General features: G+C 71.6%; 20 protein-coding genes. 14 read left to right on the top strand and 6 right to left on the bottom strand.

What is annotated here, in order from left to right; all coding sequences use genetic code 11:
* Positions 1 to 28: 28 nt before the first annotated feature.
* Both ACZ6D7_RS29775 and ACZ6D7_RS29770 read right to left on the bottom strand, forming a co-directional pair.
* A complete protein-coding gene (locus ACZ6D7_RS29775; protein ID WP_469497230.1) occupies positions 29 to 3,031 on the bottom strand; it encodes a tetratricopeptide repeat protein in 3,003 nt (1,000 codons plus the stop codon).
* Positions 3,031 to 4,872, bottom strand: coding sequence for an HSP90 family protein (locus ACZ6D7_RS29770; RefSeq protein WP_469497226.1), 1,842 nt, complete (start codon positions 4,870 to 4,872; stop codon positions 3,031 to 3,033). The genes ACZ6D7_RS29775 and ACZ6D7_RS29770 overlap by 1 nt, the downstream gene beginning before the upstream one ends.
* A gap of 167 nt (positions 4,873 to 5,039) precedes the next feature.
* Between ACZ6D7_RS29770 and ACZ6D7_RS29765 the strand changes: the two genes are divergently transcribed.
* The 8 genes from ACZ6D7_RS29765 to mutM all read left to right on the top strand — a co-directional run bounded on the left by ACZ6D7_RS29765 (position 5,040) and on the right by mutM (position 13,429).
* A complete protein-coding gene (locus ACZ6D7_RS29765) occupies positions 5,040 to 8,261 on the top strand; it encodes a helicase-related protein (protein WP_469497223.1) in 3,222 nt (1,073 codons plus the stop codon).
* A gap of 144 nt (positions 8,262 to 8,405) precedes the next feature.
* A complete protein-coding gene (gene rsmD, locus ACZ6D7_RS29760; RefSeq protein WP_469497220.1) occupies positions 8,406 to 8,990 on the top strand; it encodes a 16S rRNA (guanine(966)-N(2))-methyltransferase RsmD in 585 nt (194 codons plus the stop codon).
* 26 nt (positions 8,991 to 9,016) lie between these two features.
* On the top strand, positions 9,017 to 9,496 hold the full coding sequence (gene coaD, locus ACZ6D7_RS29755; protein WP_469497424.1) for a pantetheine-phosphate adenylyltransferase: 480 nt from the start codon (positions 9,017 to 9,019) through the stop codon (positions 9,494 to 9,496).
* 58 nt (positions 9,497 to 9,554) lie between these two features.
* The gene (locus ACZ6D7_RS29750) at positions 9,555 to 10,634 is read left to right on the top strand and encodes an ATP synthase F0 subunit B (protein ID WP_469497218.1); all 1,080 of its coding nucleotides are present in this window, start codon (positions 9,555 to 9,557) and stop codon (positions 10,632 to 10,634) included.
* Positions 10,635 to 10,808: 174 nt separating this feature from the next.
* Positions 10,809 to 11,453 carry a YceD family protein gene (locus ACZ6D7_RS29745; protein WP_469497215.1) on the top strand — a complete coding sequence of 215 codons (645 nt, stop codon included), beginning with the start codon at positions 10,809 to 10,811 and terminating at the stop codon, positions 11,451 to 11,453.
* 2 nt (positions 11,454 to 11,455) lie between these two features.
* Positions 11,456 to 11,629, top strand: a complete 174-nt coding sequence (gene rpmF / locus ACZ6D7_RS29740) for a 50S ribosomal protein L32 (protein WP_007493396.1) — start codon at positions 11,456 to 11,458, stop codon at positions 11,627 to 11,629.
* A 19-nt stretch (positions 11,630 to 11,648) separates the two neighbouring features.
* Positions 11,649 to 12,467: a ribonuclease III gene (rnc, locus tag ACZ6D7_RS29735; protein ID WP_469497212.1), complete on the top strand. Its 819-nt coding sequence runs from the start codon at positions 11,649 to 11,651 to the stop codon at positions 12,465 to 12,467.
* Between the two features lie 101 nt (positions 12,468 to 12,568).
* The gene (gene mutM / locus ACZ6D7_RS29730; RefSeq protein WP_469497209.1) at positions 12,569 to 13,429 is read left to right on the top strand and encodes a bifunctional DNA-formamidopyrimidine glycosylase/DNA-(apurinic or apyrimidinic site) lyase; all 861 of its coding nucleotides are present in this window, start codon (positions 12,569 to 12,571) and stop codon (positions 13,427 to 13,429) included.
* On the opposite strand, the gene ACZ6D7_RS29725 is transcribed toward mutM, so the two are convergent.
* A complete protein-coding gene (locus ACZ6D7_RS29725) occupies positions 13,402 to 13,809 on the bottom strand; it encodes a winged helix-turn-helix transcriptional regulator (protein ID WP_469497207.1) in 408 nt (135 codons plus the stop codon). The two genes, mutM and ACZ6D7_RS29725, sit on opposite strands and share 28 nt — an antisense overlap.
* 105 nt (positions 13,810 to 13,914) lie before the next feature.
* Here ACZ6D7_RS29725 and ACZ6D7_RS29720 point away from each other — a divergent pair, with 105 nt between their 5' ends.
* Positions 13,915 to 14,511 carry a flavodoxin family protein gene (locus ACZ6D7_RS29720; protein ID WP_469497204.1) on the top strand — a complete coding sequence of 199 codons (597 nt, stop codon included), beginning with the start codon at positions 13,915 to 13,917 and terminating at the stop codon, positions 14,509 to 14,511.
* Between the two features lie 38 nt (positions 14,512 to 14,549).
* Here the strand turns inward: ACZ6D7_RS29720 and ACZ6D7_RS29715 are convergent, their stop codons facing one another.
* Positions 14,550 to 15,851, bottom strand: a complete 1,302-nt coding sequence (locus tag ACZ6D7_RS29715) for a CAP domain-containing protein (protein WP_469497201.1) — start codon at positions 15,849 to 15,851, stop codon at positions 14,550 to 14,552.
* Between the two features lie 206 nt (positions 15,852 to 16,057).
* On the opposite strand from ACZ6D7_RS29715, the gene ACZ6D7_RS29710 reads away from it, so the two are divergent.
* The 4 genes from ACZ6D7_RS29710 (at position 16,058) to ACZ6D7_RS29695 (ending at position 22,393) form a co-directional block, all read left to right on the top strand.
* A complete protein-coding gene (locus ACZ6D7_RS29710) occupies positions 16,058 to 16,339 on the top strand; it encodes an acylphosphatase (protein ID WP_469497198.1) in 282 nt (93 codons plus the stop codon).
* 378 nt (positions 16,340 to 16,717) lie between these two features.
* Positions 16,718 to 16,921, top strand: a complete 204-nt coding sequence (locus ACZ6D7_RS29705) for a hypothetical protein (RefSeq protein WP_352341352.1) — start codon at positions 16,718 to 16,720, stop codon at positions 16,919 to 16,921.
* Positions 16,922 to 17,215: 294 nt separating this feature from the next.
* Positions 17,216 to 20,770 carry a chromosome segregation protein SMC gene (gene smc / locus ACZ6D7_RS29700; RefSeq protein WP_469497191.1) on the top strand — a complete coding sequence of 1,185 codons (3,555 nt, stop codon included), beginning with the start codon at positions 17,216 to 17,218 and terminating at the stop codon, positions 20,768 to 20,770.
* Between the two features lie 198 nt (positions 20,771 to 20,968).
* Complete coding sequence (locus ACZ6D7_RS29695; RefSeq protein ID WP_469497188.1) at positions 20,969 to 22,393, top strand: sugar porter family MFS transporter; 1,425 nt, start codon at positions 20,969 to 20,971, stop codon at positions 22,391 to 22,393.
* Between the two features lie 153 nt (positions 22,394 to 22,546).
* On the opposite strand, the gene ACZ6D7_RS29690 is transcribed toward ACZ6D7_RS29695, so the two are convergent.
* Entirely contained in the window at positions 22,547 to 23,518 is a 972-nt protein-coding gene (locus tag ACZ6D7_RS29690; protein ID WP_469497185.1) for an LLM class flavin-dependent oxidoreductase, read from the bottom strand.
* A 125-nt stretch (positions 23,519 to 23,643) separates the two neighbouring features.
* Between ACZ6D7_RS29690 and ftsY the strand changes: the two genes are divergently transcribed.
* Entirely contained in the window at positions 23,644 to 24,849 is a 1,206-nt protein-coding gene (gene ftsY / locus ACZ6D7_RS29685) for a signal recognition particle-docking protein FtsY (RefSeq protein ID WP_469497181.1), read from the top strand.
* A 133-nt stretch (positions 24,850 to 24,982) separates the two neighbouring features.
* Here ftsY and ACZ6D7_RS29680 read toward each other — a convergent pair whose 3' ends face one another.
* On the bottom strand, positions 24,983 to 25,639 hold the full coding sequence (locus ACZ6D7_RS29680) for a bifunctional DNA primase/polymerase (protein WP_469497178.1): 657 nt from the start codon (positions 25,637 to 25,639) through the stop codon (positions 24,983 to 24,985).
* Positions 25,640 to 25,665: the final 26 nt, after the last annotated feature.

Here is a 25,665-nt window from a genome sequence, read left to right as displayed (position 1 = left end):
CTGCCGACTTGCAGGGGGAGCGGGTCGCTCAGTCCGCCGTCTGTTCCGCCACGACCTGCAAGAGCTGCTCCGCCTCCGCGCGCCGCGCCCGGCCCGGCTCGTCGTCCTCACCGTCGGCGGCGGCCTTCGCCTCGGCCTCGGTCTCCGGGTAGGCCCGCAGCACCGCACGCGCGCGTGCCGCCGCGTCCGTCGGCCGGCCCAGGTCGCTCTCCAGCCAGCCCGCCGCCAGCTCGGCACCGGTACGGGCGTGCAGGCCGTCCGCACCGAGCGCGACGAACACCGCGACCGCCTCCGCCACCTGCGACAACGCCTCCTCCAGGGTGGCCCGGATCGAATCGTCGTCGGCGTCCTCGGCCGCCGAACGGGCGAGCAGGTCCCCGAACTGGCGGTAGGTGTGACCCAGCTCGGAGACCAGCCGCAGCCGCGCCTCCTCGTCGCCCGTCGCGCCGAGCGCGTCCGCGCACTCCGCCACGGCGCTCGTCATCAGCTCGCGCGCGCTGTCCGTGCCGTCGTCGGTGCGCAGCGCGAGCCAGGCACGGGCCCGCAGCGAGCGGACCAGGCCGTGGACGTTGCCCAGGACCCGCCACAGCTCGCCCGCGCGCGCGTACGCCTGGTCCGCGTCGGCGTGCAGCCCGGCCTGCCCGAGGGACTCGGCGGCCAGGTGCGCGAGGGTCGCGTGGTCGTGCTGCTCGGGCCAGTGCCGGGCGATCTCCGCGGCCTGCAGACGTCGCTCGGCCGCGTCCCGGTGCTCCCCGAGTTCGCCCAGGCAGTCGCCCAGCCACCACATCGTCTGGACGACCGTCCCGTCGCCGTGCGTCTCGGCGCTCAGGTCGGCCAGCGCCGACTCCAGCACCTCCGCCGCCTCCGCCCAGCGGCCCTGGCGGACCAGGTACCCGCCGAGCTGGTGGCGGGCCCACGCGCCGAACGCCGGGCCCTCACCCGCCTCGTCGGCCCAGTGCGCCGCCTCCAGGGCGTGCTCCGCGGCCTCGTCCGCCTGCCCCCGGCCCCCGACGACCTCGGCCAGCTGAAGGTGCAGCTGGGCCCGCCCGACCGGCTCCAGATACGGCCCGCCGTGCTCCAAGGCCGCCCGCAGCGCCCGCTCCGCCTCCACCATGTCGCCCAGATGGTGCGCGAGACCGGCCAGCCGGGCCTCGTACTCCACGGCGAACCACGGCAGCCCCGCCTCGGTGAACTCCGCCGCCGCCCGCGCGAACAGCTCCGCGCCCGCCTCCGCGTCCCCCGCGCGTGCCGCCAGCTCCGCGAGCATCGCGTGCCCCTCGGCGACCCGCGCCGCCAGCCGTACGTCGTCGCCGGTCCGGCCGTCGACGAGCGCCAGCACCTCCCGTACGGCGCACTCCGCGTCCGTCAGGACCGGCTCCGCCACCGGCCCCTCGGCCGCGTGGACGCTCCGCATCAGGATCCGCGCCCGGGCCATCAGCACGCCCGCCGCCTGCCGCACCTCCGTGCCGCCCTCGGCGTACAGCGCGAGGACCTCGTCGTACGGGCCGGTGACCGCCGCGAGCGCGCCCGCGACGTCGTCCTCGGCGAGCGCGTGGACGTACGCCGCACGCGCGCGTGCCGCCAGGGCCTCCCCGGGGTCGCCCGCCTCGGCGTACAGCTCCGCCGCCTGCGCGAACGTTTCCGCGCCCTCCGGGCCGAGCGCGATCGCCGCGTGGTCGGCGATCTCCGCACGGTCACGGGCGTCCAGCACGACGCCCTCGGTGCCCTCGGCGGCCCGAGCCACCGCCGCCCACGCCTCCACGGCGTTCGGCCGGAGCGTGTCCGACAGCCGCCGGGCCTCGGCGAGCAGCCCGTCCAGACCGGCCGGGCCGTCCGGGCTGTCCGTGCCGGACTTCTCCGGCTCCCGGGCCTCCGCCGGGACCTGGGGCGGCGCGCTCGCCGCGGCCGGGGCCGGACGAACCGCCCGCACCCCCAGCGGCAGCCGCTCCACCAGCGGACGCTGCCCCATACGCGCGCGTGCCCGCTCACCGACGTGATCGGTGCCGTTGCGCTCGTCGAACCGCGCGGCCAGCGCGAGGGCCTCCTCGCGCGCGTGGGCGGCGAGTTCGGCCGCCGTCCACTCCCGCCCGGCCGGCCCCGGCACCCGCTGGCCCTCCAGGCCCAGCTCCGCCAGCCGCTCCATGAGCAGCACCACCACGCTCAGGAACTCCAGCCTGCTGCGCGGATGCCCGTCGTCGGTGAAGTACGCCGGCCGCTCCGCCAGCAGCTCCAGCCCCCGCGCAGCGTTGCCGGTCAGCGCGCAGAACTCCACGTGGTCGGCGTACGCGCCCCGCATGCTCTCCATCGGCCGCACCAGCCGGAAGCCCCGCAGATGGTTGGCGCGCGCCTCGTCCGCGCGGCCCAGCCGCAGCAGTGGCACCAGGGACGACGCCAGCACGGTGTGCGGCTCGTGCGCGCACGTGTACGCGCCCTCCAGGACCGGCGCCCACAGCTCCAGCGCCTCCGCGTCGCGGCCGCACTCCGCCCGCCACCAGCCCTGCCCGTGCAGCTCGCACGCGTGACAGTCGGCCATCGCGTCCCGGTCCGCGGCCAGCCAGGCGTCGAACGCCCGCTCGGCCCGCGCCGCGTCCCCGACGTGCGTGGCCACGCTGAACTCGGCGCTGCGCACCGCCCGCTCCGAATGCCCGGCCAGCCGGTAGCGGTGCTCCATCTCGCCGAGCCACTTCTCCACCGAGGCCAGCGGCACGTGCGGCTGGTCCAGCATGCCGGCCGACATCCACTTGAAGACCCAGTGCAGCGAATGCGTCTCGTACTCGTCGAAGTCCCCGGGCCGCTCGTCCCACATGCGCAGCAGCCGCGCGAACGGGACGAACATCTTGTCCTTCTCGGAGCTGTAGTTGTAGACCTTCAGCTGGTGCCCGAGCGCCTCGATCACGGCGAGCGGGATGTTCAGCCGCTCGGCCGCCACCAGCAGCTGCTCCGCGCGCGCGTTGCGCGCCGGGCCCTCCGGCCGCTCGCCGTTCTCCGCCATCGCCCGGCGGAGGGCGTCGAAGTCCGTGATCTCACTCATCAGTGGTCGTCCTCCCCGTGTGCGGCCTCCCCGTGCGTGGCCCACTCCAGCAGCCCGATGAACGCCCGGTTCAGCAGCGCCGAGTCCGCCGGACGCAGCGGCCGCTGCGCCATCAGCAGCGCCTGCCCGTACAGCGACTCGGTGGCCGTGCCGATCAGCTCGGGTGTCCCGAGCGAACTGATCCGCCGGATCAGCGGGTTGAGATGGTTCAGCACCAGACGCGCGCGCGGGGCGCTGCCGCGCAGCGAGCCCAGGATGCCCGCCCACAGGTCGTCGGCCTGCGCCTCGGCCTCCGCCCGCGCCTGCTCGTGCCGCGCCGCCCGGTCGTCCAGGTGCAGCGCCGGCACCGACAGCGGATGGAAGGCCCGCAGGACGACGTCACAGCCCAGGGGGTCCAGTTTCGCCCGCGCGACCGCCAGGAAGCCCGCCAGCGCCAGCTCCTCGGCCGGGTCCACGGCGTCCAGATGCGCCGTCACGGTGTCCGCGTCCAGCTCGGCGACCACCGTCCCCGGCCGCACCGACGGCAGCGCCTCCACCAGCTCGCTGTCGTACGTGTAACCGCCGTTGATCACCCCGACGCCCTGCGCGGACGCGATCGGCGCGACCTGCCGGTACTCCTCCACCGTCCGCGTGAAGTGCACCACCGGGTGGCGCTGCGCGAACTCCTCCAGCGACAGCCGCCCGTCGGTCGTCTCGAACGGCAGCCACGGCAGCATCGTCCGCAGCATCTCCGTGTCGTGCCGCGCCAGCGACTTCACACCCAGGTGGTGCACCGCCAGGAAGGCCGCGAGCCGCTCCGGATCACCGGCCGCCAGACCCGTCAGCCACGCCCGGATCCGCTCGCCCAGCGCCTCCCGTACGGCGGCCAGCGTCTCGTCCTCGTACAGCGACTCGCGCGAGGCCGTGGGCCGCAGACTGTCGGTGTCGAGCACACAGCGCACGAAGAACGCCCAGTCGGGCAGCAGCTGTTCGGCCCGCTCGGTCAGCAGCATGCCCTTGAGGTGCACCCGGTGCGTGGCCCGCTGCGCCGGGCTGACCGCCGCCGGCAGCACGTACGCCACCCCGCGGATGCCCGCCGCCCGGACGTCCAGCTCGATCGTGTCCAGCGGCGTGAACCCGAACATCTGGTGACAGTGCCGGGCCAGCGCCACCCGCCGGTTGGCGGGGGAGGCGTACGGCCGGTCCCAGGGCGCCGGCAGATCCGTGACCGCCTCGTCGCCCACCCGGACGTCGTACGGCAGCAGCGAACCGAAGTCCCGTGCCAGCTGGAGCACCCGCGCCTCGGCGAGCCACTCCGCGGCCCCGGCCCGCGCCACCAGGTGCACGGTGGTGCCCGGCTCGGGACGCTCGTCGTGCGGCAGCGTCCGCACGGTGTACGAACCGTCGTCGCGGGCCGTCCACTCCACGGGCGGCGCGTCCGGCGTACGGGAGCTGCGGCTGACCACCCGGATCCGCTCGGCGACCACGAAACAGGCCAGCAGTCCGATGCCGAACTGCCCGAGGAAGTCGGACCGGGCCTCCCGCAGGTCGTCCGCCCGCTTGGAACTGCGCCCGATGGTCGCCAGCAGGGTGTGCACATCGGTCTCGGTGAGCCCGACGCCGGAGTCCTCCACCCGCAGCGACCCGTCCGCGGCGAACAGCCGCACCCGCGCCGGGGCGTCGGGCTCCTCGGCCCGGCGCGCCGTGATCGCGTCCACGGCGTTCTGGAGCAGCTCGCGCAGGTAGACCTTGGGACTGGAGTAGAGGTGATGGGACAGCAGGTCCACGAGACCACGCAGGTCGACCTGGAAGGTATGAGGGGACGGAGATGCCTGGGATGACTGTGAGGTCTGGGAGTCCATCGCTACGGCGCCGCGGGTTGGGGTCGGGCACGGCGCGGGGTCGGGCGGTCCCGGTGGGGCGGTGACCGCGGATGATGGCCGGAGGCGGGCCATCCTAGAGCCCGAACGAGCCGTCTGACCAGGGGTTTCAGGACACGTATACGGCAATGTCAGTGGCGTGGTGTGCAATGGATCTCGTGCCCGCACTCGAAGAACCGCTGAAAAAGGTGCTTGGCCCACCGACCGCGAAGGTGATGGCCGAGCACCTCGGCCTGCACACCGTCGGTGATCTGCTGCACCACTATCCCCGCAGGTACGAGGAGCGCGGACAGCTCACGCACCTGGCCGACCTCCCCATGGACGAACACGTCACGGTGGTCGCCATGGTCGCCGACGCCCGGCTGCACTCCTTCGCCTCGGCCAAGGCCCCGCGCGGCAAGGGCCAGCGGCTGGAAGTCACCATCACCGACGGCAGCGGCCGGCTCCAGCTGGTCTTCTTCGGCAGCGGCGTCCACAAGCCCCACAAGGAACTGCTGCCGGGCACGCGCGCGATGTTCGCCGGCAAGGTCTCCGTCTTCAACCGCCGCCTCCAACTGGCACATCCGGCGTACGAGTTGCTGCGCGGCGACGCGGAGGAGACGGTCGAGACCTGGGCGGGCGCCCTGATCCCGATCTACCCCGCCACCGCCAAACTGGAGTCCTGGAAGATCGGCAAGGCGATCCAGACCGTCCTGCCCAGCGCCCAGGAAGCCGTCGACCCCCTTCCGGACACCCTCCGGGGCGGCCGCGGCCTGGTCTCGCTCCCCGAGGCCCTCCTCAAGATCCACCGGCCCCACACCAAGGCCGACATCGCCGACGCCCGCACCCGCCTCAAGTGGGACGAGGCCTTCGTCCTCCAGGTGGCCCTCGCCCGCCGCCGGCACGCCGACGCCCAGCTCCCGGCCGTCCCCCGCAGACCCTCCCCCGAGGGCCTCCTCTCCGCCTTCGACGACCGCCTCCCCTTCACCCTCACGCAGGGCCAGCAGAAGGTCTCCAAGGAGATCTTCGACGACCTGGCGACGGACCACCCGATGCACCGGCTGCTTCAAGGAGAGGTCGGCTCCGGCAAGGCCCAACCCCTGGACTCGCTCGTGCTCACCCCCACCGGATTCCGTCGCATGGGGGACATGGCGGTGGGAGACGAAGTCGTCGTTCCGGACGGAGAGGTCGCGGTGGTCGACGGCGTGTACCCGCAAGGAGAGCGCGAGGTATGGCGCCTGGTTCTTTCCGACGGAAGTTCGGTGGAGTGCGACGACGAACACCTCTGGATCGTCGGTACGAGCTGTGGATGGCACCGCGGCCAGGCTCCCAAGGTCATCACGACCCGGGAGATCCGGCTGGACATGTTCAAAGCCAACGGGTCATCGAAGTGGTATCTCCCGGCGGCGACGCCGGTAGACCTGGGAGGCGACTCAGGGCTTCCGCTCGACCCCTATCTGCTCGGTCTGCTTCTGGGCGACGGCTCGTTCCGGCACAACCTGAGGCTGTCCACCGTCGACGCCGAGATCCGTGACGCTGTGGCGTCGGCCGTGGCGCCTGATTGCCGCCTTGTTCCGGTGACGGGCTCCCGCTGTGACTACACGATCCAGCTCACCCGCCGGTCGGGTGGCGTACGCAATCCGATCATCCAGATCCTCCGTGATCTGGAGCTCTGGGGCCTGACCTCGCACGACAAGTTCATTCCCGCAGAATTCAAGAACACCTCGATCAAGAACCGCCTCGCTCTGCTGCAGGGGCTCCTTGACACGGGTGGCACCATCCAGGCGGACGGCATGAGCACCTCACTCTGTTCCGCCTCACGCAGCCTCGCCGACGACGTGGCCTGGCTGGTGCGCTCGCTGGGAGGCCGCGCGCGGGTTCTGCCCGAACGAGCCGCTCACAACGTCCAGATCTCACTTCCTGACGAATACGCGCCGTTCCGGCTGTCCCGCAAAGCCATCCGTGTGCGCCCCCGGCCGAAGTACGACACCTTCCGCCGCGGGATCCGCGCGATCGAACCCGTCGGGCGTAAGCCGGTGCAGTGCATCAGCGTCGCCCACCCGAGCCATGCCTACATCACCGACAACTTCACGGTGACCCACAACACCATGGTGGCCCTGCGCGCCATGCTCGCCGTCGTGGACGCGGGCGGGCAGGCCGCCATGCTGGCGCCGACCGAGGTGCTCGCGCAGCAGCACCACCGGTCCGTCGTGGAGATGATGGGGGAGCTGGCCGAGGGCGGGATGCTGGGCGGGGCCGAGCAGGCGACGAAGGTCGTGCTGCTGACCGGGTCCATGGGGGTGGCGGCGCGGCGGCAGGCCCTGCTCGATCTCGTCACCGGGGAGGCAGGGATCGTGATCGGCACGCACGCGCTGATCGAGGACAAGGTGCAGTTCCACGACCTGGGCCTGGTCGTGGTCGACGAACAGCACCGCTTCGGCGTCGAGCAGCGCGACGCCCTGCGAGGCAAGGGCAAGCAGCCCCCGCACCTGCTCGTCATGACCGCCACGCCCATCCCGCGCACGGTCGCCATGACCGTCTTCGGCGACCTGGAGACCTCGGTCCTCGACCAGCTCCCGGCCGGCCGCTCACCCATCGCCAGCCATGTCGTCCCGGCCGCCGACAAGCCCCACTTCCTGGCCCGCGCCTGGGAGCGGGTCCGCGAGGAGGTGGCGAAGGGCCATCAGGCGTACGTCGTCTGCCCCCGCATCGGAGACGAGGAGGACGACCCCAAGAAGGCCGCCAAGAAGAAGTCCCCCGAGGACGAGGCGGAGAAGCGCCCGCCGCTCGCCGTCCTCGACGTGGCCGACCAGCTGGCGAAGGGCCCGCTGCGGGGGCTCACGGTCGAAGTGCTCCACGGCCGAATGCCCCCCGACGACAAGGACGCCGTCATGCGGCGCTTCGCCGCCGGGGACACCGACGTCCTGGTCGCCACGACCGTCATCGAGGTCGGCGTCAACGTCCCGAACGCCACCGCGATGGTGATCATGGACGCCGACCGCTTCGGCGTCTCCCAGCTCCACCAGCTGCGGGGCCGGGTGGGGCGTGGGGCGGCCGCCGGCCTGTGCCTCCTGGTCAGCGAGATGCCCGAGGCCAGCGCGGCCCGCCAGCGGCTGAACTCGGTCGCCGCCACCCTGGACGGCTTCGAACTCTCCCGCATCGACCTCGAACAGCGCCGCGAGGGCGACGTCCTCGGCCAGGCCCAGTCCGGCGCCCGCACCTCGCTGCGCGTGCTGGCCGTCATCGAGGACGAGGAGGTCATCGCGGAGGCCCGGGAGGAGGCGGTCGCGGTGGTCGCCGCGGACCCCGAGCTGACGGCCTACCCGGGCCTGAGAACGGCCCTCGACGCCCTCCTGGACGAGGAGAGGGAGCAGTACCTGGAGAAGGGCTGAACGGCACCCGCCCTCCCGGGCGCACCCGGCCCCGGCGGACCTCGGCCGACACCGCACGCCCGGCCGCGGCGGACGCACGGCTAACGCCGCGCGGGCGCGATCAGCCACACTTGACCCGAAGCTCCCCACGACCAAGGACCCAAGATGACCCGCGTGATCGCCGGCGCGGCCGGCGGACGTCGCCTGGCCGTCCCGCCAGGGACCGGCACCCGACCCACCTCCGACCGCGCACGCGAGGGTCTCTTCTCCACCTGGCAGTCCCTGCTCGGCGGCCCCCTCGGCGGCGAACGCGTCCTCGACCTCTACGCGGGATCCGGCGCCGTCGGCCTGGAGGCCCTCTCCCGGGGGGCGGGCCACACCCTCCTCGTCGAGGCCGACGCCCGCGCGGCCCGCACCATCCGGGAGAACGTGAGAAACCTCGCCCTCCCCGGCGCCGAGGTCCGGGCGGGCAAGGCCCAGCAGATCATCCAGACGCCGCCCACGGCGCCGTACGATCTCGTCTTCCTCGATCCGCCCTACGCCGTCTCCGACGACGATCTTCGCGAGATTCTGCTCACACTCCGCTCGGGGGGCTGGCTCGCGGCGGAAGCGCTCGTCACCGTGGAGCGCAGCACCAGAGGCGGAGAGTTCCACTGGCCGGACGGCTTCGCAGCGCTCCGGGCCCGTCGCTACGGCGAGGGAACGTTTTGGTACGGTCGCGCCGCCTCTACGTGCGAAGACGCACGATGACCGGACCGGAGAGCGAGGGATCTCAAGTGCGCCGCGCCGTCTGTCCCGGGTCGTTCGACCCGATCACCAACGGACATCTCGACATCATTTCCCGCGCCTCCCGTCTGTACGACGAGGTCTATGTCGCGGTCATGATCAACAAGTCCAAGAAGGGCCTGTTCGAGATCGACGAACGGATCGACCTGATCAGCCAGGTCACCGCCGAGTACGGCAACGTACGGGTGGAGGCCTTCCACGGCCTTCTCGTCGACTTCTGCAAGCAGCGCGACATCCCGGCCATCGTGAAGGGCCTGCGCGCGGTCAGCGACTTCGACTACGAGCTGCAGATGGCCCAGATGAACAACGGCCTCTCCGGTGTCGAGACGCTCTTCGTCCCCACCAACCCCACCTACAGCTTCCTCTCCTCCTCGCTGGTCAAGGAGGTCGCGACCTGGGGCGGCGACGTTTCCCACCTGGTCCCCCCGGTGGTTCTCGACGCCCTCAACACTCGCCTGCGCCAGGACTGATGGGGCTACAGTCGTCCCGTCCGTCTCCAACACAGCTGTAGAGAGTGGCGAGCAACCGGTGGACGTGCAGAAGAAGCTCGACGAGATCGTCACGGCGGTCTCCAGTGCCCGGTCGATGCCCATGTCGGCCTCGTGCGTGGTCAACCGCGCCGACCTGCTCGCCCTGCTCGAAGAGGTGCGCGCGGCCCTGCCCGACTCACTCGCCGAGGCCCGGGAGCTGATCGGCGGCCGGGAGCAGATGGTGGAGCAGGCCCGCCAGGAGGCCGAGCGGATCATCTCCGGCGCGCACGCCGAGCGCGGCTCCCTGATCTCCGACACCGAGATCGCCCGCCGCTCGCAGGCCGAGGCGGACCGCATCCTCGCCGAGGCCCGCAAGGAGGCCGAGGAGATCCGCGCGGAGGCCGACGACTACGTCGACTCCAAGCTCGCCAACTTCGAGGTCGTCCTCACCAAGACCATCGGCTCCGTCGGCCGCGGCCGCGAGAAGCTCCTCGGCACCGGCCCGGGCCTGGACGACCAGGGCTACGAGGACGAGGACGCCCCCGAGCGCAGCCACGACCCCGAGACCCTGCGCCGCGACGCCGACGCCTACGTGGACGTCAAGCTGGGCGCCTTCGAGGCGGTCCTCGGCAAGACCCTGGAGGCGGTGGGCAAGGGCCGGCAGAAGCTGCACGGCCGGATCGCCACCGACGACCTCGGCGCCCTCGCCGACGACGACACGACCTTCCAGCACTCCTCGGACGCCGACTACCTCGCCGACCTGGCCGCCCTCGCCGAGCAGGACACCCGGGCCGGACAGCCCGCCCCGAGCCCGTACGAACAGCAGCAGCCGCAGGAGGCGTACGCCTTCCAGCAGCCCGATCCGTACTCCGGCGGCTACGGCCGGCAGCAGGACTACGGTCAGCAGCCGGACCCGTACGGCTACCAGCAGGCCGACCCCTATGCGTACCAGGGCTACGACACCCAGCAGGCCGCCTACGACCCGCAGCAGGCCCATCAGCCCCATCAGCTCCATGAGGCCCATCAGGTCCAGCAGCAACCGCAGGCGGGGTACGCCCTCGACGAGACCAGTCTCTTCGACACCAGCATGATCAGTGCCGAGCAGCTGCGGGCCTACGAGCAGGAACGCGGACTGTAGAAGCGGGGGGCGACCCCGGAGCGCGGGCCCCGGATTGGGCTGTGGGCGCAAGCTCCAGTATCCTGGCTCTTCGGTCGCGTGTGCGTTCGTCGTTTTTCGTATACGCCCGCGATCTCCGCTGCCCGGAACACCGAAGGGCATCGGCCCTCAGAGCTTGGAAGATCGAAAGCAGGAATGGCTCCTAACGCCCGCCTAGACCACCGCAACCCCCTCGTGTTCGACACGCACGAGCTGGGTCGGCGTCCTGGCGCGCTCCAGCGCCTGACCCGCACGATCGACGCGCCCCGGGATCTCGGGATCCAGGGGGTCGTCGGAGTGCCGGAAGGCGCCCCGGTGGAGCTCGAACTCCGACTCGAGTCGGTCATGGAAGGTGTGCTCGTCACAGGCACCGCCCGTGCACAGGCCGAGGGGGAGTGCGTAAGGTGTCTGGAGCCGCTCGAGCTTGCTCTCGAAGCGGACTTCCAGGAGATGTTCTCGTACCCTGACGCCGACGACCGGGGCCGCCCCAAGGCGGAACCGGCCGACGACGCCGAGGAAGACGAGGACAGGCTCTTCATCGAGGACGGCCTGTTCGACCTCGAAGCCGTGCTGCGCGATGCGGTGGTGCTCGCACTGCCCATGCAGCCGGTGTGCCAGGACGACTGCCCCGGCCTGTGCTCCGAGTGCGGAGCCCGGCTGGCGGACGACCCGGACCACCACCACGACGCCTCCGACATCCGTTGGGCGGCATTGCAGGGACTCGCCGGTTCACTCGAAGACGGCGAGAAGGACGAGATGAGCGGCGCCGAAGCGGGCGTCGACGAGAAGCAGGAGAAGTAGCCGTGGCTGTTCCGAAGCGGAAGATGTCGCGCAGCAACACGCGCCACCGCCGGTCGCAGTGGAAGGCTGCGGTCCCCACCCTGGTTGCGTGCGAGCGCTGCCACGAGCCCAAGCTGCAGCACATCGCGTGCCCGTCTTGCGGCACCTACAACAAGCGCCAGGTCCTCGAGGTCTGAGCGGCTGGTGAGAGGCTCCATGTCTGACGCCAAGGCGGAATCTGCCGCCAAGAAAAAGGCGGACAACGCAGCCTCGTCCCACACGCTTCTGGAAGGGCGGCTCGGCTACCAGCTCGAGTCCGCCCTTCTGGTGCGTGCGCTGACCCACCGCTCCTACGCATACGAGAACGGCGGTCTGCCGACGAACGAGCGGCTGGAGTTCCTCGGGGACTCCGTGCTCGGCCTCGTCGTCACGGACACGCTGTACCGCACCCACCCCGACCTGCCCGAAGGCCAGCTGGCCAAGTTGCGGGCCGCGGTGGTCAACTCGCGTGCGCTGGCGGAGGTCGGTCGTGGCCTCGACCTGGGCTCCTTCATCCGGCTCGGCCGGGGTGAAGAGGGCACGGGCGGCCGGGACAAGGCGTCCATTCTCGCCGACACCCTCGAAGCGGTGATCGGCGCGGTCTATCTCGACCAGGGCCTCGACGCGGCCTCCGAACTGGTGCACCGCCTGTTCGACCCGCTGATCGAGAAGTCCTCGAACCTCGGAGCCGGCCTGGACTGGAAGACCAGTCTCCAGGAGCTGACCGCGACCGAAGGACTCGGCGTGCCCGAGTACCTGGTCACGGAGACCGGCCCCGACCACGAGAAGACCTTCACTGCTGCCGCCCGCGTCGGAGGCGTCTCGTACGGCACCGGCACCGGCCGCAGCAAGAAGGAGGCGGAGCAGCAGGCCGCCGAGTCCGCGTGGCGGTCCATCCGGGCCGAGGCGGACGAGCGTGCCAAGGCGGCGAAGGCGGCCAAGGCCGCCGCGGCCGCCGACGCCGCTGTGGACCCCGAGTCCGCCGCCTCCGCCTGACGAACAACAGCAGGAACAACAGCACGACCAGCAGGACGAAGAACGGTACGAGACGAACGCCCGCCCCCACTGGGAGGCGGGCGTTCCGTACGGGGGATCCCATGCCCGAGTTGCCCGAGGTCGAGGTCGTCCGGCGCGGCCTGGAGCGGTGGGTCGCCCATCGCACGGTCGCCGACGCCGAGGTGCTGCACCCGCGTGCCGTACGCCGTCATCTCGCCGGTGCCGAAGACTTCGCGCACCGCCTCAAGGGCCATCGCGTCGGCATCCCCAGCCGCCGGGGCAAGTACCTGTGGCTGCCGCTGGAGGACTCCGGCCAGGCGGTCCTGGCCCACCTCGGGATGAGCGGCCAGCTCCTGGTCCAGCCGCACGCGGCACCGGACGAGAAGCACCTGCGTATCCGCGTGCGGTTCGCCGACGACGTGGACACCGAGCTGCGCTTCGTCGACCAGCGCACCTTCGGCGGGCTGTCACTCCACGACACGACCGACGACGGCCTGCCCGACGTCATCGGGCACATCGCCCGCGACCCGCTGGACCCGCTCTTCGACGACGAGGCGTTCCACCAGGCGCTGCGCCGCAAGCGCACCACCATCAAGCGGGCCCTGCTCGACCAGTCGCTGATCAGCGGCGTCGGCAACATCTACGCGGACGAGGCGCTGTGGCGCTCCCGCCTCCACTACGAACGCCCGACCGGCACCTTCACCCGCCCGCGCTCCCTCGAACTGCTGGGGCACGTCCGGGACGTGATGAACGCGGCCCTCGCCGTCGGCGGCACCAGCTTCGACAGCCTGTACGTCAACGTCAACGGCGAGTCGGGCTACTTCGACCGGTCCCTGGACGCGTACGGCCGTGAGGGCCTGCCCTGCAAGCGGTGCGGTACGCCGATGCGCCGCCGCCCCTGGATGAACCGCTCCAGCTACTTCTGCCCGAAGTGTCAGAGGGCGCCGCGCGTTCCGTCGTAGCGCTCGCGGGCGGCCAGGACGTCGTCCATCCGCCCCTCCACGCAGTGGATGAGGGACAGCAGCCGCTCGGCGACCTCGCGGCCCAGCGGGGTCAGCTGGTAATCGACGCGGGGCGGGTTGGTCGGCTGGGCGTCGCGGTGCACCAGTCCGTCGCGCTCCAGCGCATGCAGTGTCTGGGAGAGCATCTTCTCGCTCACGCCGTCGACCCGGCGGCGCAGCTCGTTGAAGCGCAGGGAACCCTCGTACAACGCTCCGAGCGTGAGCCCGCCCCAGCGGCCCGTGACGTGCTCCAGCGTGCCGCGCGAGGGGCAGGCCTTGGCGAACACGTTGTACGGGAGGTCCTGGTCCTGGCCCTCCGTGCGCTCCTGGGTGCTGGTCATATGCCCAGCCTACGCGAAGCAAGCGCTAACCAACAGGTTGCACTAACCGTAAGTTAGTGCTTTCCTGTGGTTACTGTTTCTGAGCTGCCCCTTCGAGGAGTTCATATGTCCGCGTCACTTCAGCCCGTTGTTTCCATCGCCTACCATTCCGGCTACGGCCACACCGTCGTGCTCGCCGAGGCCGTGCGTGCCGGTGCCGTCGACGCCGGGGCCGAGGTGCACCTGATCAAGGTCGACGAGATCACCGAGGAGCAGTGGGCGGTGCTCGACGGCTCGGACGCGATCGTGTTCGGTTCGCCGACCTACATGGGCACGGCGTCCGGCGCCTTCCACGCCTTCGCCGAGGCGACTTCCGCGCGCTGGGCCACCCAGGCGTGGAAGGACAAGCTCGCGGCGGGCTTCACCAACTCCGGCTCCAAGAGCGGCGACAAGCTGCACACGCTCCAGTTCTTCCAGATCCTGGCCGCGCAGCTCGGCATGAACTGGGTCAACCTGGGTCTGCTGCCGGGCTGGAACAGCAGCACCGCTTCCGAGGCCGACCTCAACCGGCTCGGCGTGTTCCTGGGCGCGGCCGCGCAGACCAATGTCGACGAGGGCGTGGAGGCCGTCCACAAGGCCGACACGGCGACGGCGGAGCACCTGGGCCGACGGGTCGCCGAGACGGCGAGGATCTTCCTGGCCGGCCGGGCCCAGGCTGCATGATCGTTTCTGCGGAATCTCCGCGAAGCCCCTGGTGAGGCCTAGTAGCCGAAGTCCTGGGTCCACCAGGGCCCGCCGGCCCCGATGTGGACACCGACACCCAGCGTCTTGAAGTCGCAGTTCAGGATGTTCGCCTTGTGACCGGGGCTGTTCATCCAGGCCTCCATGACGGCGGCCGCGTCGGCCTGGCCCCGGGCTATGTTCTCGCCGCCGAGCCCGGACACGCCGGCCTTCTCGGCGCGGTCCCACGGGGTCAGCCCGTCCGGGTCGGTGTGGTCGAAGAAGCCCCGGGAGGCCATGTCGTCGCTGAACTCCTCGGCCAGCTCCGCCAGCGAGCTGTTCGCGGAGAGGGCGCTGCACCCGACCTTGGCCCGCTCCTCGTTGACCAGCTTGAGGACCGCGGCCGCGGCCTGCGCCTCGGCGGAGACCGTCACCGGGGACTCCGACTTCCCGGGCGCCTCGGACTTCTCCGGGGCCTTCGGGGCACCGGCCGCGGAGGGCGGGGTCTTCTCCGGCTTCTTGGTGGGCGTGGCCTTGGCGTCCTTGCCGTCCTTGCCGGTCGCCTTCTCGCTCTCACTCTCGCTCTCGCTCGGCGACGCCTTCGACGCCGACGGGGAGGTCGAGGCGGACGGCGAGGTGGAGCGGCCCGCGTCCCGGCTGGTCGACGTGCCGTCGCGGCCGGCGTCGGCGGAGCCCGAGGCGCCGCCGAACTCGGAGGCCGAGTTGTTCGGGGTGTCGGCAGCCTGCACGTTGTCGCCTGCACCGCTGCCGCCCCCGAGGCGGTAGCTGTCCAGGCCGGGCACCACACCGGTGGCCACCGCGACCGTGCCGAGCGCGACGGCCGCGGACACACCGAGCAGGCCCGTCTTGACCGGCGTCACGGTCTGCTTCTTGCGACGGCGCCGGCCCGTACCGCCTCTGCCGGAGCCCGGCCGCACGGGGCCGCCGTCGGGCGCGAAGCCGTCGTACGCGAAGCCGTCGGATGCGAAGCCCTCGGTCCCGAACATGGTGGTGTCGGCGAAGGTGTACTCGGTGTACCCGTCTCCGTCCCCGGCTCCGGCGCCGGAGCCGGCGTAGGTGTACGCCTCGTTCGTCGCGTACACCGAGTCCGTCGCGTACGCCGTGTCCGTCGCGTCCGTCGCGAAGAGGTACTCCTGGCTCCGCGCGACGGAGTCGGCGTAGGCCTCCGGGTTCAGGTACGGCGCGATGCCGAGCGTGTCCGGTCCGCCCGGGTACGAGTCCCGAGGGTCGCGGCTCCCCGTGTACGAGCCGTTCGTCTGTGCGACCCCCGTGGCGCGGCCCGTGGCGGCGCGGCCGGCGGCGGAGCGTCGGTGGCGTCCCATGTCCTTGCCTTCCTCGTCCAATGCGGCATTCCCACCGGCCGGCCGGGTTGGCATGGGTTGGGGCGGTTGACCCCTTATGCGCCCTCTGGTCGACCTGACTCACCCGATCGAGTGAGTTTCATATGAGAATCATTGGGTGGGGACGGTACCGCATGGCGCTGGGGGCGGAAGTGCCCCGAGGGACATTGCCCGGTTAGGTTGCACCCATGAGCGAGGATGTACGGCTGGTCGCCTGGGTACGCGGACAGGTCCAGGGTGTGGGTTTCCGCTGGTTCACCCGGGCCAAGGCGCTGGAGATCGGCGGCCTGAGTGGTTTTGCTCTCAATCTGGCCGATGGCCGGGTCCAGGTGGTGGCGGAGGGTGCCCGGGAGGGCTGTGAGGGCCTGCTCCACTGGCTCACGGGTGACGACACGCCCGGGCGCGTGGACGGAGTCACAGAGATATGGGACACACCGCGGGGCGGCTACGACGGCTTCGCGATCCGCTGACGTTCGCGTGCGACGCGACCCCGTCGAAGCGGAGGGACATGCCACCGGCACTTGCCCACAGCGGAAAGGAGCAGGTGGTTGCCAAGAATCGCTTGCGATGGCATGCTCCGCACGCAAGGATGATCGCCACGCCCCACGGGTCCCGAGGGCGCCGCAGCGCCGCCGTTTCGGCCGCGCGGTACCGGGTTGCCCGCCAATACGGGGCGTGATCGTGTTGACCGTCAAACTTTTTGGTGAGACGCTGAAAGCCCCGCGCACCTTAGCTGTTTGGCATGGATGAACGGCAGTACGAACAAGATCCTGCCAGGCACCGCGGGTGCGAATCCCTCACGACCCACACCGCTTCGGTCGGTCACTCAGTGTGGAGGACCATCCATCATGGCAAAGGCGCTTCTCGGTTACGTCGGCGGCTCCGACCCGCGACTCCTCGCCGAGATGCGACGGCTCCAGCAGCGCGTCCAGGACCTCGAATCCGAGCTGGTACGGATCCAGGCCGAGAACGACGCGCTCACGGCTGCCGCTTCTCACGACAGGTTCATGGAGAGCATCGACGCACACCAGGCGGAGCCTGCGCTCACCTGATCGCTGCACCGCTCCACAACAGCACACGCAGTGGTTGGGCGACACATATCAACCGCGTCGGACCGCTAAGTTGTCAGAAGTTGCAAGGGACGCTTCGGCGTCCCTTCTCTCTTTCCGTCGTCTTTCTTTCCGTCGTCTTTCCACCTGCGGTTTTGCTTCCCGTCGTCTTTCTTTCCCCCGCCCGCCCTCTCAGTCTCTTTAACGTGTGGTGTGCCCTGCGCGTTCATGGGTGAAACCGCGAGGTCGCTCGGCGTTCATCGTGTGGGAGTTCCCCGGAAGGTAGAGTCCAGCGCCGTGCACCTCAAGGCCCTGACCCTCCGAGGGTTCAAGTCGTTCGCGTCGGCGACCACACTCCGGTTCGAGCCGGGGATCACGTGTGTCGTCGGGCCCAACGGCTCGGGCAAGTCCAATGTCGTGGACGCGCTCAGCTGGGTCATGGGCGAGCAGGGCGCCAAGTCGCTGCGCGGCGGCAAGATGGAGGACGTCATCTTCGCCGGCACCACCGGCCGCCCGCCGCTGGGCCGCGCCGAGGTGTCCCTCACCATCGACAACTCCGACGGCGCCCTGCCCATCGAGTACGCCGAGGTCACCATCACGCGGATCATGTTCCGCAACGGGGGCAGCGAGTACCAGATCAACGGCGACACCTGCCGGCTCCTCGACATCCAGGACCTCCTCTCCGACTCCGGCATCGGCCGCGAGATGCACGTCATCGTCGGCCAGGGCCAGCTCGACTCCGTCCTGCACGCCGATCCGATGGGCCGGCGCGCCTTCATCGAGGAGGCCGCGGGTGTGCTCAAGCACCGCAAGCGCAAGGAGAAGGCGCTGCGGAAACTGGACGCGATGCAGGCCAACCTCGCGCGCGTGCAGGACCTGACGGACGAGCTGCGGCGCCAGCTCAAGCCGCTGGGCCGCCAGGCGGCGGTGGCCAGAAGAGCCGCCGTCATCCAGGCCGACCTGCGCGACGCCCGCCTCCGGCTCCTCGCCGACGATCTCGTACGGCTCCGGGAGGCGCTCACGGCCGAGGTGGCCGACGAGGCCGCGCTCAAGGAACGCAAGGAAGCCGCCGAGCAGGAGCTGAGGAAGGCCCTCCAGCGCGAGGCGCTGCTGGAGGACGAGGTGCGCCGGCTCGCACCGCGCCTCCAGCGCGCCCAGCAGACCTGGTACGAGCTGTCCCAGCTCGCCGAGCGCGTCCGCGGCACGATCTCCCTCGCCGACGCCCGGGTGAAGAGCGCCACCTCCGCGCCCCCCGAGGAGCGGCGCGGCCGCGACCCCGAGGACATGGAGCGCGAGGCCGCCCGGGTCCGCGAGCAGGAGGCCGAGCTGGAGGCCGCCCTGGAAGCGGCCCAGCACGCCCTCGACGACACCGTCTCCCACCGCGCCGACCTGGAGCGTGAACTCGCCGTCGAGGAACGGCGGCTGAAGGACGTCGCCCGCGCCATCGCCGACCGCCGCGAGGGCCTGGCCCGGCTGAACGGCCAGGTCAACGCGGCCCGCTCGCGCGCCGCCTCCGCCCAGGCCGAGATCGACCGGCTGGCCGCCGCCCGGGACGAGGCCCAGGAACGGGCCGTCGCCGCGCAGGAGGAGTACGAGGCCCTGAAGGCGGAGGTCGACGGCCTCGACGCGGGTGACGCGGAGCTGGCCGAGCGGCACGAGGATGCGAAGCGGCAGCTCGGGGAGGCGGAGGCCGCCCTGTCCGCCGCCCGCGAGGCGACCACCGCTGCCGAACGCCGACGCGCCGCGACCCAGGCCCGCCACGAGGCCCTGGCCCTCGGCCTGCGCCGCAAGGACGGCACCGGCGCGCTGCTCGCCGCGCGGGACCGGCTGGGCGGACTGCTCGGTCCGGCGGCGCGACTGCTGACGGTCACTCCTGGACACGAGGTCCCGCTGGCCGCCGCCTTCGGCGCGGCGGCCGACGCGATCGCCGTCACCACCCCCGCGTCGGCCGCCGAGGCCATCCGCCTGCTGCGCAAGCAGGACGCGGGGCGCGCGGCGCTGCTGCTGAGTGGCGCCCCCGACGCGGCGGAGCAGGAGCCGTGGCCGGACGGGCCGCCGTACGCCGCCGATCTCGTCCGCGGGCCCGCCGAGTTGATGGGTGCCGTACGGCGGCTGCTGCGGGGGATCGTCGTCGTCGGCACCCTGGAGGACGCCGAGGAACTCGTCGACGCACGGCCCGATCTCACCGCCGTCACCGCCGAGGGCGACCTGCTCGGCGCGCACTTCGCGCACGGTGGATCGGCCGGGGCGCCCAGCCTGCTCGAAGTGCAGGCGTCCGTCGACGAGGCCGCCGCCGAGCTGGAGGAACTGGCCGTGCGGTGCGAGGAGCTGACGGGGGCGCAGCACGCGGCCGGTGAGCGCCGCGGCGAGTGTGCCGCGCTGGTCGAGGAACTGGGGGAGCGGCGGCGGGCCGCCGACCGGGAGAAGTCGGCCGTCGCCCAGCAGCTCGGACGGCTCGCCGGGCAGGCGCGCGGTGCCGCAGGTGAGGCCGAGCGGTCCACCGCCGCCGCGGCACGGGCGCAGGACGCGCTCGACAAGGCCGTCGAGGAGGCCGAGGTGCTGGCCGAACGGCTGGCCGTCGCCGAGGAGATGCCGGTCGAGGAGGAGCCCGACACCTCGGTACGGGACCGGCTCGCCGCCGACGGGGCCAACGCGCGCCAGACCGAGATGGAGGCCCGGCTCCAGGTCCGTACCCACGAGGAGCGGGTGAAGGGGCTCGCCGGGCGGGCCGACTCGCTGGACCGGGCCGCGCGGGCGGAACGCGAGGCACGCGCGCGTGCCGAGCAGCGGCGGGCGCGGCTGCGCCACGAGGCGGCTGTCGCCGAGGCCGTCGCCTCCGGTGCCCGGCAGTTGCTCGCCCATGTCGAGGTGTCCCTCGGCCGGGCCGACGAGGAACGCGTCGCCGCCGAGGCCGCCAAGGCCCGCCGCGAGCAGGAACTGGCCGCCGCCCGCACCGCCGGGCGCGATCTCAAGGCCGAGCTGGACAAGCTGACGGACTCGGTCCACCGGGGTGAGGTCCTCGGAGCCGAGAAGCGGCTGCGGATCGAGCAGTTGGAGACGAAGGCGCTGGAGGAGATGGGCGTGGAGCCCGCCGGGCTCGTCTCCGAGTACGGCCCCCATCAGCTCGTACCCCCCTCGCCGCCCGCCGAGGGCGAGGTGCTGCCGGAGGATCCCGAGCATCCGCGCAACCAGCCCGTGCCCTTCGTGCGCGCCGAGCAGGAGAAGCGGCTGAAGGCCGCCGAGCGGGCCTACCAGCAGCTCGGCAAGGTCAACCCCCTCGCGCTGGAGGAGTTCGCCGCGCTGGAGGAACGCCACAAGTTCCTCAGTGAGCAGCTGGAGGACCTGAAGAAGACCCGTGCCGACCTGCTCCAAGTCGTGAAGGAGGTCGACGAGCGCGTCGAGCAGGTCTTCACCGAGGCGTTCCGGGACACGGCACGGGAGTTCGAGGGTGTGTTCAGCCGGCTGTTCCCGGGTGGGGAGGGGCGGCTGATCCTGACCGACCCCGACAACATGCTCACCACGGGGGTGGACGTGGAGGCCCGGCCGCCGGGCAAGAAGGTCAAGCGGCTCAGCCTGCTCTCCGGCGGCGAGCGCTCACTGACCGCCGTGGCCATGCTGGTGTCGATCTTCAAGGCCCGGCCCAGTCCGTTCTACGTCATGGACGAGGTCGAGGCGGCCCTCGACGACACCAACCTCCAGCGACTGATCCGGATCATGCAGGAGCTCCAGGAGGCCTCGCAGCTGATCGTGATCACGCACCAGAAGCGGACCATGGAGGTCGCCGACGCGCTGTACGGCGTGTCCATGCAGGGCGACGGGGTGTCCAAGGTGATCAGCCAGCGGCTGCGCTGACCCGCGCCGACGGCGAGAGCTGATCCGCTCTGACTTCAAGAAGTGAATACATGTGAGGTTGCTGTGTCTGTGATCTCACAATTCCCCCTGTTTGATTTCGAGTCTTGAAGGCATACTCTCGTCGACGTTGGATTTGCCTTCAGGTAGCACGTATCTGGAGGCCCCCCACGTCGGCAGCGCTGCCGGCGGCCCGAGGAGTTGAACGTGACCAGCACAGCGCAGACAGCCAAGTCGGGAGCCCGGACGGCTCCTCCCGAGCACCTCGGGCATGTCATCTTCATCGCGGCGGCGGCCGCGATGGGCGGATTCCTCTTCGGCTACGACAGCTCCGTGATCAACGGCGCCGTCGAGGCCATCCGGGACCGCTACGACATCGGCTCCGCGGCCCTGGCGCAGGTCATCGCCATCGCCCTGATCGGCTGTGCGATCGGCGCCGCCACCGCCGGCCGGATCGCCGACCGCATCGGCCGTATCCGGGTCATGCAGATCGCCGCCGTGCTGTTCACGGTCAGTGCCGTCGGATCGGCGCTCCCCTTCTCGCTCTGGGACTTCGCCCTCTGGCGCGTCGTCGGCGGCTTCGCCATCGGCATGGCCTCGGTCATCGGCCCCGCCTACATCGCCGAGGTCGCCCCGCCCGCCTACCGCGGCCGGCTCGGCTCCTTCCAGCAGGCCGCGATCGTCATCGGCATCGCCGTCTCGCAGCTGGTGAACTGGGGGCTCCTCAACGCCGCCGACGGCGACCAGCGAGGTCAGCTCATGGGCCTGGAGGCCTGGCAGGTCATGCTCGGCGTGATGGTGGTCCCGGCCGTCCTCTACGGTCTGCTCTCCTTCGCGATCCCCGAGTCCCCGCGCTTCCTGATCTCCGTCGGCAAGCGTGAGCGGGCCCGCGAGATCCTCGCCGAGGTCGAGGGCGAGAGCCACGACCTGGACGCCCGCGTCGCCGAGATCGAGCACGCCATGAACAGCGAGCACAAGTCCACTTTCAAGGACCTGCTCGGCGGCGGCTTCTTCTTCAAGCCGATCGTCTGGATCGGTATCGGCCTGTCGGTCTTCCAGCAGTTCGTCGGCATCAACGTCGCGTTCTACTACTCCTCGACGCTGTGGCAGTCGGTCGGCGTCGACCCGGCGGAGTCCTTCTTCTACTCGTTCACGACGTCGATCATCAACATCGTCGGCACCGTGATCGCGATGATCTTCGTGGACCGGGTCGGCCGCCGTCCGCTCGCCATCATCGGCTCGGTCGGCATGGTGGTCGGCCTCGCGCTGGAGGCCTGGGCGTTCTCCTTCGACCTGGTCGACGGCAAGCTCCCGGCCACCCAGGGCTGGATCGCCCTGGTCGCCGCCCATGTGTTCGTCCTCTTCTTCGCCCTCTCGTGGGGTGTGGTCGTCTGGGTCATGCTCGGCGAGATGTTCCCCAACCGGATCCGTGCCGCCGCCCTGGGCGTCGCCGCCTCCGCGCAGTGGATCGCCAACTGGGCCATCACCGCGAGCTTCCCGTCGCTGGCCGACTGGAACCTCTCGGTCACCTACGTGATCTACGCGGCCTTCGCCGCGCTCTCCGTCCCGTTCGTCCTGAAGTACGTCAAGGAGACGAAGGGCAAGTCCTTGGAGGAGATGGGCTGACCAGCCCTTTCCCCCCGCACTCGGGGAGAAGGGCCAAGTCCCCGCTGCCCCTCTCCTCGTACCCCACCGCCGCCCCCGGCCCGGTCACAGCCCGGACCGGGGGCGGCGGTCTCCTCGCTCCCGGTCCGGGCTGCGACCGGCCGTCCGCCCGGCTCAGCCGCCCAATGCCGGAAGCACCCGCTCCGCGAACAGCCGCAGGCTGCGCCACCCCTCCTCCACCGGCATCCCGCCCGCCAGCGGATGCAGGACGAGGTTGTCGAGCCCCTGCGCCACGCACGCGTCCGGCGTGAGGATCCGGTAGACGCCCTCCCCGCGCAGCTCGTCCACGGTCGTCGCCGCCGACCGCACCGCCGAGCGGATCTCCCCGGACTGCCAGGAGGCGTACGTCCGGGCCTCGTGCAGGAAATGGCGCCCGTACACGGCCCACGCCCGGTCCGGATCCTCGGCCACGTGCAGCAGCGGGGTCTCGGCCGCCGGCATCATCGTCCAGCCCTCCGTCCCGTACTCCACCAGTCGCTCCTTGTAGTACGCCTCCAGCTCCGGCAGATGCGCGCTGGGGAAGAACGGCAGACCGAGCCGCGCGGCCCGGCGGGCGGCGGCCCTCGACGAGCCCCCGACCAGCAGCAGGGGGTGCGGGTCGGAGGACGGGCGCGGGGTGACCCGTACCGTACGGCCCCGGTACGTGAACTCCTCGCCCGTCCACGCCTTCAGCACGGTCTCCAGCAGCTCGTCCTGGAGCCGGCCGCGCCGCTTCCAGTCCACGCCGGCCCGCTCGTACTCCTCGGGCCGGTAGCCGATCCCGGCGACCGTGACCAGCCGGCCGCCGCTCAGCAGATCCAGTACGGCGATGTCCTCGGCCAGCCGCAGCGGGTCGTGCAGCGGGCCGATCACCGCCGAGACGGTGACCGCGAGGCGCCGGGTCGCGCCCAGCACCGCGCCCGCGAAGGCGAACGGCGACGGCAGCCAGTTGTTCTCGACCCCGTGGTGCTCCTCGGTCTGCACGGTCGTGATCCCGTGCTCGTCGGCGTACGCGGCCATCTCCAGGGCGGCCCGGTAGCGGACACCCAGCTCGGCGGGGGAGGCGCCGGGGGCGACGAGGTTGAAACGGACGACGGTGACGGGCATGGGGACCCCCTTCGGCGGATGTGGAGGGACCGTAGCTGACGAGCCGTCAGGTAACCAGGGGTGCGGAGACACCCGCCCCGGGGAGCCGGGCCCCCGGCCGGGGAGAGATGGATACTGGACGCGTTATGGAAACCGTCATCCTTGCTGTAGTCATCGCCGTGGTCGTGCTCGCGGTGCTCGGCGGGCTCGTCGTCGGCAGCCGGCGCAAGAAGCCGCTGCCCCCGCCGCCCCCCGCAGCCCCCGACATCACGGCACCTCCGGCCGAGCCGCACGTCGGCGACGAGGCCGAGACGCCGCGCGACGAACCGCGCCGCACGATCGAGGAGGTGGATCTTCCCGACGGCGGCTCGACCGGAGTCGCGGTCGAGGAACCCCCTGTTGTCGAGGCCCCGGAGATCGAGATCCCGGAGCCCACCGCGGGGCGTCTCGTACGCCTGCGCGCCCGTCTCTCCCGCTCCCAGAACGCCCTCGGCAAGGGCCTGCTCACGCTGCTCTCGCGCGAGCACCTCGACGACGACACCTGGGAGGAGATCGAGGACACCCTCCTGACCGCCGACGTCGGCGTCATGCCCACCCAGGAACTGGTCGAACGTCTGCGCGAGCGCGTCAGGGTGCTCGGTACCCGCACCCCCGTGGAGCTGCGAGCCCTGCTGCGCGACGAGCTGCTCAACCTGGTCGGCACCGAGGTCGACCGCACGGTGAAGACCGAGCCCGAGGACCGCAAGCCGGGCATCGTGATGGTCGTCGGCGTCAACGGCACCGGCAAGACCACCACCACCGGCAAGCTCGCGCGCGTGCTCGTGGCCGACGGCCGGACCGTCGTCCTCGGCGCCGCCGACACCTTCCGGGCCGCCGCCGCCGACCAGCTCCAGACCTGGGGCGAACGGGTCGGCGCCCACACCGTGCGCGGCCCGGAGGCCGGTGACCCCGCCTCCGTCGCCTTCGACGCGGTGAAGGAGGGCAAGGAGATGGGGGTCGACGTGGTCCTCATCGACACCGCCGGCCGACTCCACACCAAGACCGGACTCATGGACGAGCTGGGCAAGGTCAAGCGGGTCGTCGAGAAGCACGCCCCGCTCGACGAGGTGCTGCTGGTCCTGGACGCGACCACCGGGCAGAACGGCCTGGTCCAGGCCCGTGTCTTCGCCGAGGTCGTCGACATCACCGGCATCGTGCTGACCAAGCTCGACGGCACGGCCAAGGGCGGCATCGTGGTCGCCGTCCAGCGCGAGCTGGGCGTCCCGGTCAAGCTCGTCGGGCTCGGCGAGGGCGCGGACGACCTGGCGCCGTTCGAGCCGGAGGCGTTCGTTGACGCCCTCATCGGGGAGTGACCTCCCGGACTTACCAGGGAGTGATCTCCCGGACCCGTCAAGGAGTGATCTCCAGGATCCCTCGGACAACGCGAGAAGCGCCCGCCCCCGGTGCAGTGGGAGCGGGCGCTTCGCTGTGTGCGGCCGGGGCCCCCTACGCCCGTGACCGGTGCGCCACGTACGCCAGCGTGCCCAGCAGCAGCCGGGCCTGAGGGGGCCGGGTCGCCGAGTCCAGGGCGGGCGGGCGCAGCCAGCGGACCGGGCCGAGGCCGCCGCGGTCGGAGGGTGGCGCCGTGACGTACGTACCGGGGCCGAGGCCGCGCAGATCGAGGGAGGCCGGGTCGTCCCAGCCCATGCGGTAGAGGAGGTCGGGCAGCTCGGCGGCGGCGCCGGGGGCGACGAAGAACTGGGTGCGGCCCTCGGGGGTGGCGGTGACCGGGCCGAGGGGCAGGCCCATGCGCTCCAGCCGGACCAGGGCGCGGCGCCCGGCGGGATCCGCCACCTCGATCACGTCGAACGCCTGCCCGACCGGCAGCATCACCGCGGCGCCCGGGTACTCCCCCCAGGCCCGGGTGACGTCGTCGAGCGTGGCGCCGGCCGGCACCTGCGGGGCGAAGATCAGGGGATGCGCGCCGGGCTCGCGACAGCTGGGGCGGCCGCACGAGCAGACACCCGCCGCGGCCCGGGCACCCGGCACCACGTCCCAGCCCCACAGCCCCGTGAACTCGGCGACGGCGGTGCACTCGGACGAGCGACCGCGCCTGCGCGCGCCGGAGCGGATCTCGCGAATGCCGCCGATCGTGAAGCCCATGCCCCCTCCAACGGGTCCGACGCGCT

The sequence above is a fragment of the Streptomyces sp. NPDC041784 genome, from assembly GCF_055591025.1.
Note: the sequence above shows the minus strand (reverse complement) of the source record. Positions and strands in the feature narration are given on the sequence as shown.

Excerpts from the sequence above, each read along its gene's own strand:
- ACZ6D7_RS29690 (WP_469497185.1), bottom strand. The coding sequence starts at position 23,518 with ATGCCCGTCACCGTCGTCCGTTTCAACCTCGTCGCCCCCGGCGCCTCC.
- ACZ6D7_RS29705 (WP_352341352.1), top strand. The coding sequence starts at position 16,718 with ATGGCAAAGGCGCTTCTCGGTTACGTCGGCGGCTCCGACCCGCGACTC.
- ACZ6D7_RS29765 (WP_469497223.1), top strand. The coding sequence starts at position 5,040 with ATGGATCTCGTGCCCGCACTCGAAGAACCGCTGAAAAAGGTGCTTGGC.
- ACZ6D7_RS29745 (WP_469497215.1), top strand. The coding sequence starts at position 10,809 with ATGGCTCCTAACGCCCGCCTAGACCACCGCAACCCCCTCGTGTTCGAC.
- ACZ6D7_RS29720 (WP_469497204.1), top strand. The coding sequence starts at position 13,915 with ATGTCCGCGTCACTTCAGCCCGTTGTTTCCATCGCCTACCATTCCGGC.
- ftsY (WP_469497181.1), top strand. The coding sequence starts at position 23,644 with ATGGAAACCGTCATCCTTGCTGTAGTCATCGCCGTGGTCGTGCTCGCG.
- ACZ6D7_RS29715 (WP_469497201.1), bottom strand. The coding sequence starts at position 15,851 with ATGGGACGCCACCGACGCTCCGCCGCCGGCCGCGCCGCCACGGGCCGC.
- ACZ6D7_RS29770 (WP_469497226.1), bottom strand. The coding sequence starts at position 4,872 with ATGGACTCCCAGACCTCACAGTCATCCCAGGCATCTCCGTCCCCTCAT.
- ACZ6D7_RS29710 (WP_469497198.1), top strand. The coding sequence starts at position 16,058 with ATGAGCGAGGATGTACGGCTGGTCGCCTGGGTACGCGGACAGGTCCAG.
- rsmD (WP_469497220.1), top strand. The coding sequence starts at position 8,406 with ATGACCCGCGTGATCGCCGGCGCGGCCGGCGGACGTCGCCTGGCCGTC.
- mutM (WP_469497209.1), top strand. The coding sequence starts at position 12,569 with ATGCCCGAGTTGCCCGAGGTCGAGGTCGTCCGGCGCGGCCTGGAGCGG.
- ACZ6D7_RS29680 (WP_469497178.1), bottom strand. The coding sequence starts at position 25,639 with ATGGGCTTCACGATCGGCGGCATTCGCGAGATCCGCTCCGGCGCGCGC.
- ACZ6D7_RS29725 (WP_469497207.1), bottom strand. The coding sequence starts at position 13,809 with ATGACCAGCACCCAGGAGCGCACGGAGGGCCAGGACCAGGACCTCCCG.
- ACZ6D7_RS29775 (WP_469497230.1), bottom strand. The coding sequence starts at position 3,031 with ATGAGTGAGATCACGGACTTCGACGCCCTCCGCCGGGCGATGGCGGAG.
- rnc (WP_469497212.1), top strand. The coding sequence starts at position 11,649 with ATGTCTGACGCCAAGGCGGAATCTGCCGCCAAGAAAAAGGCGGACAAC.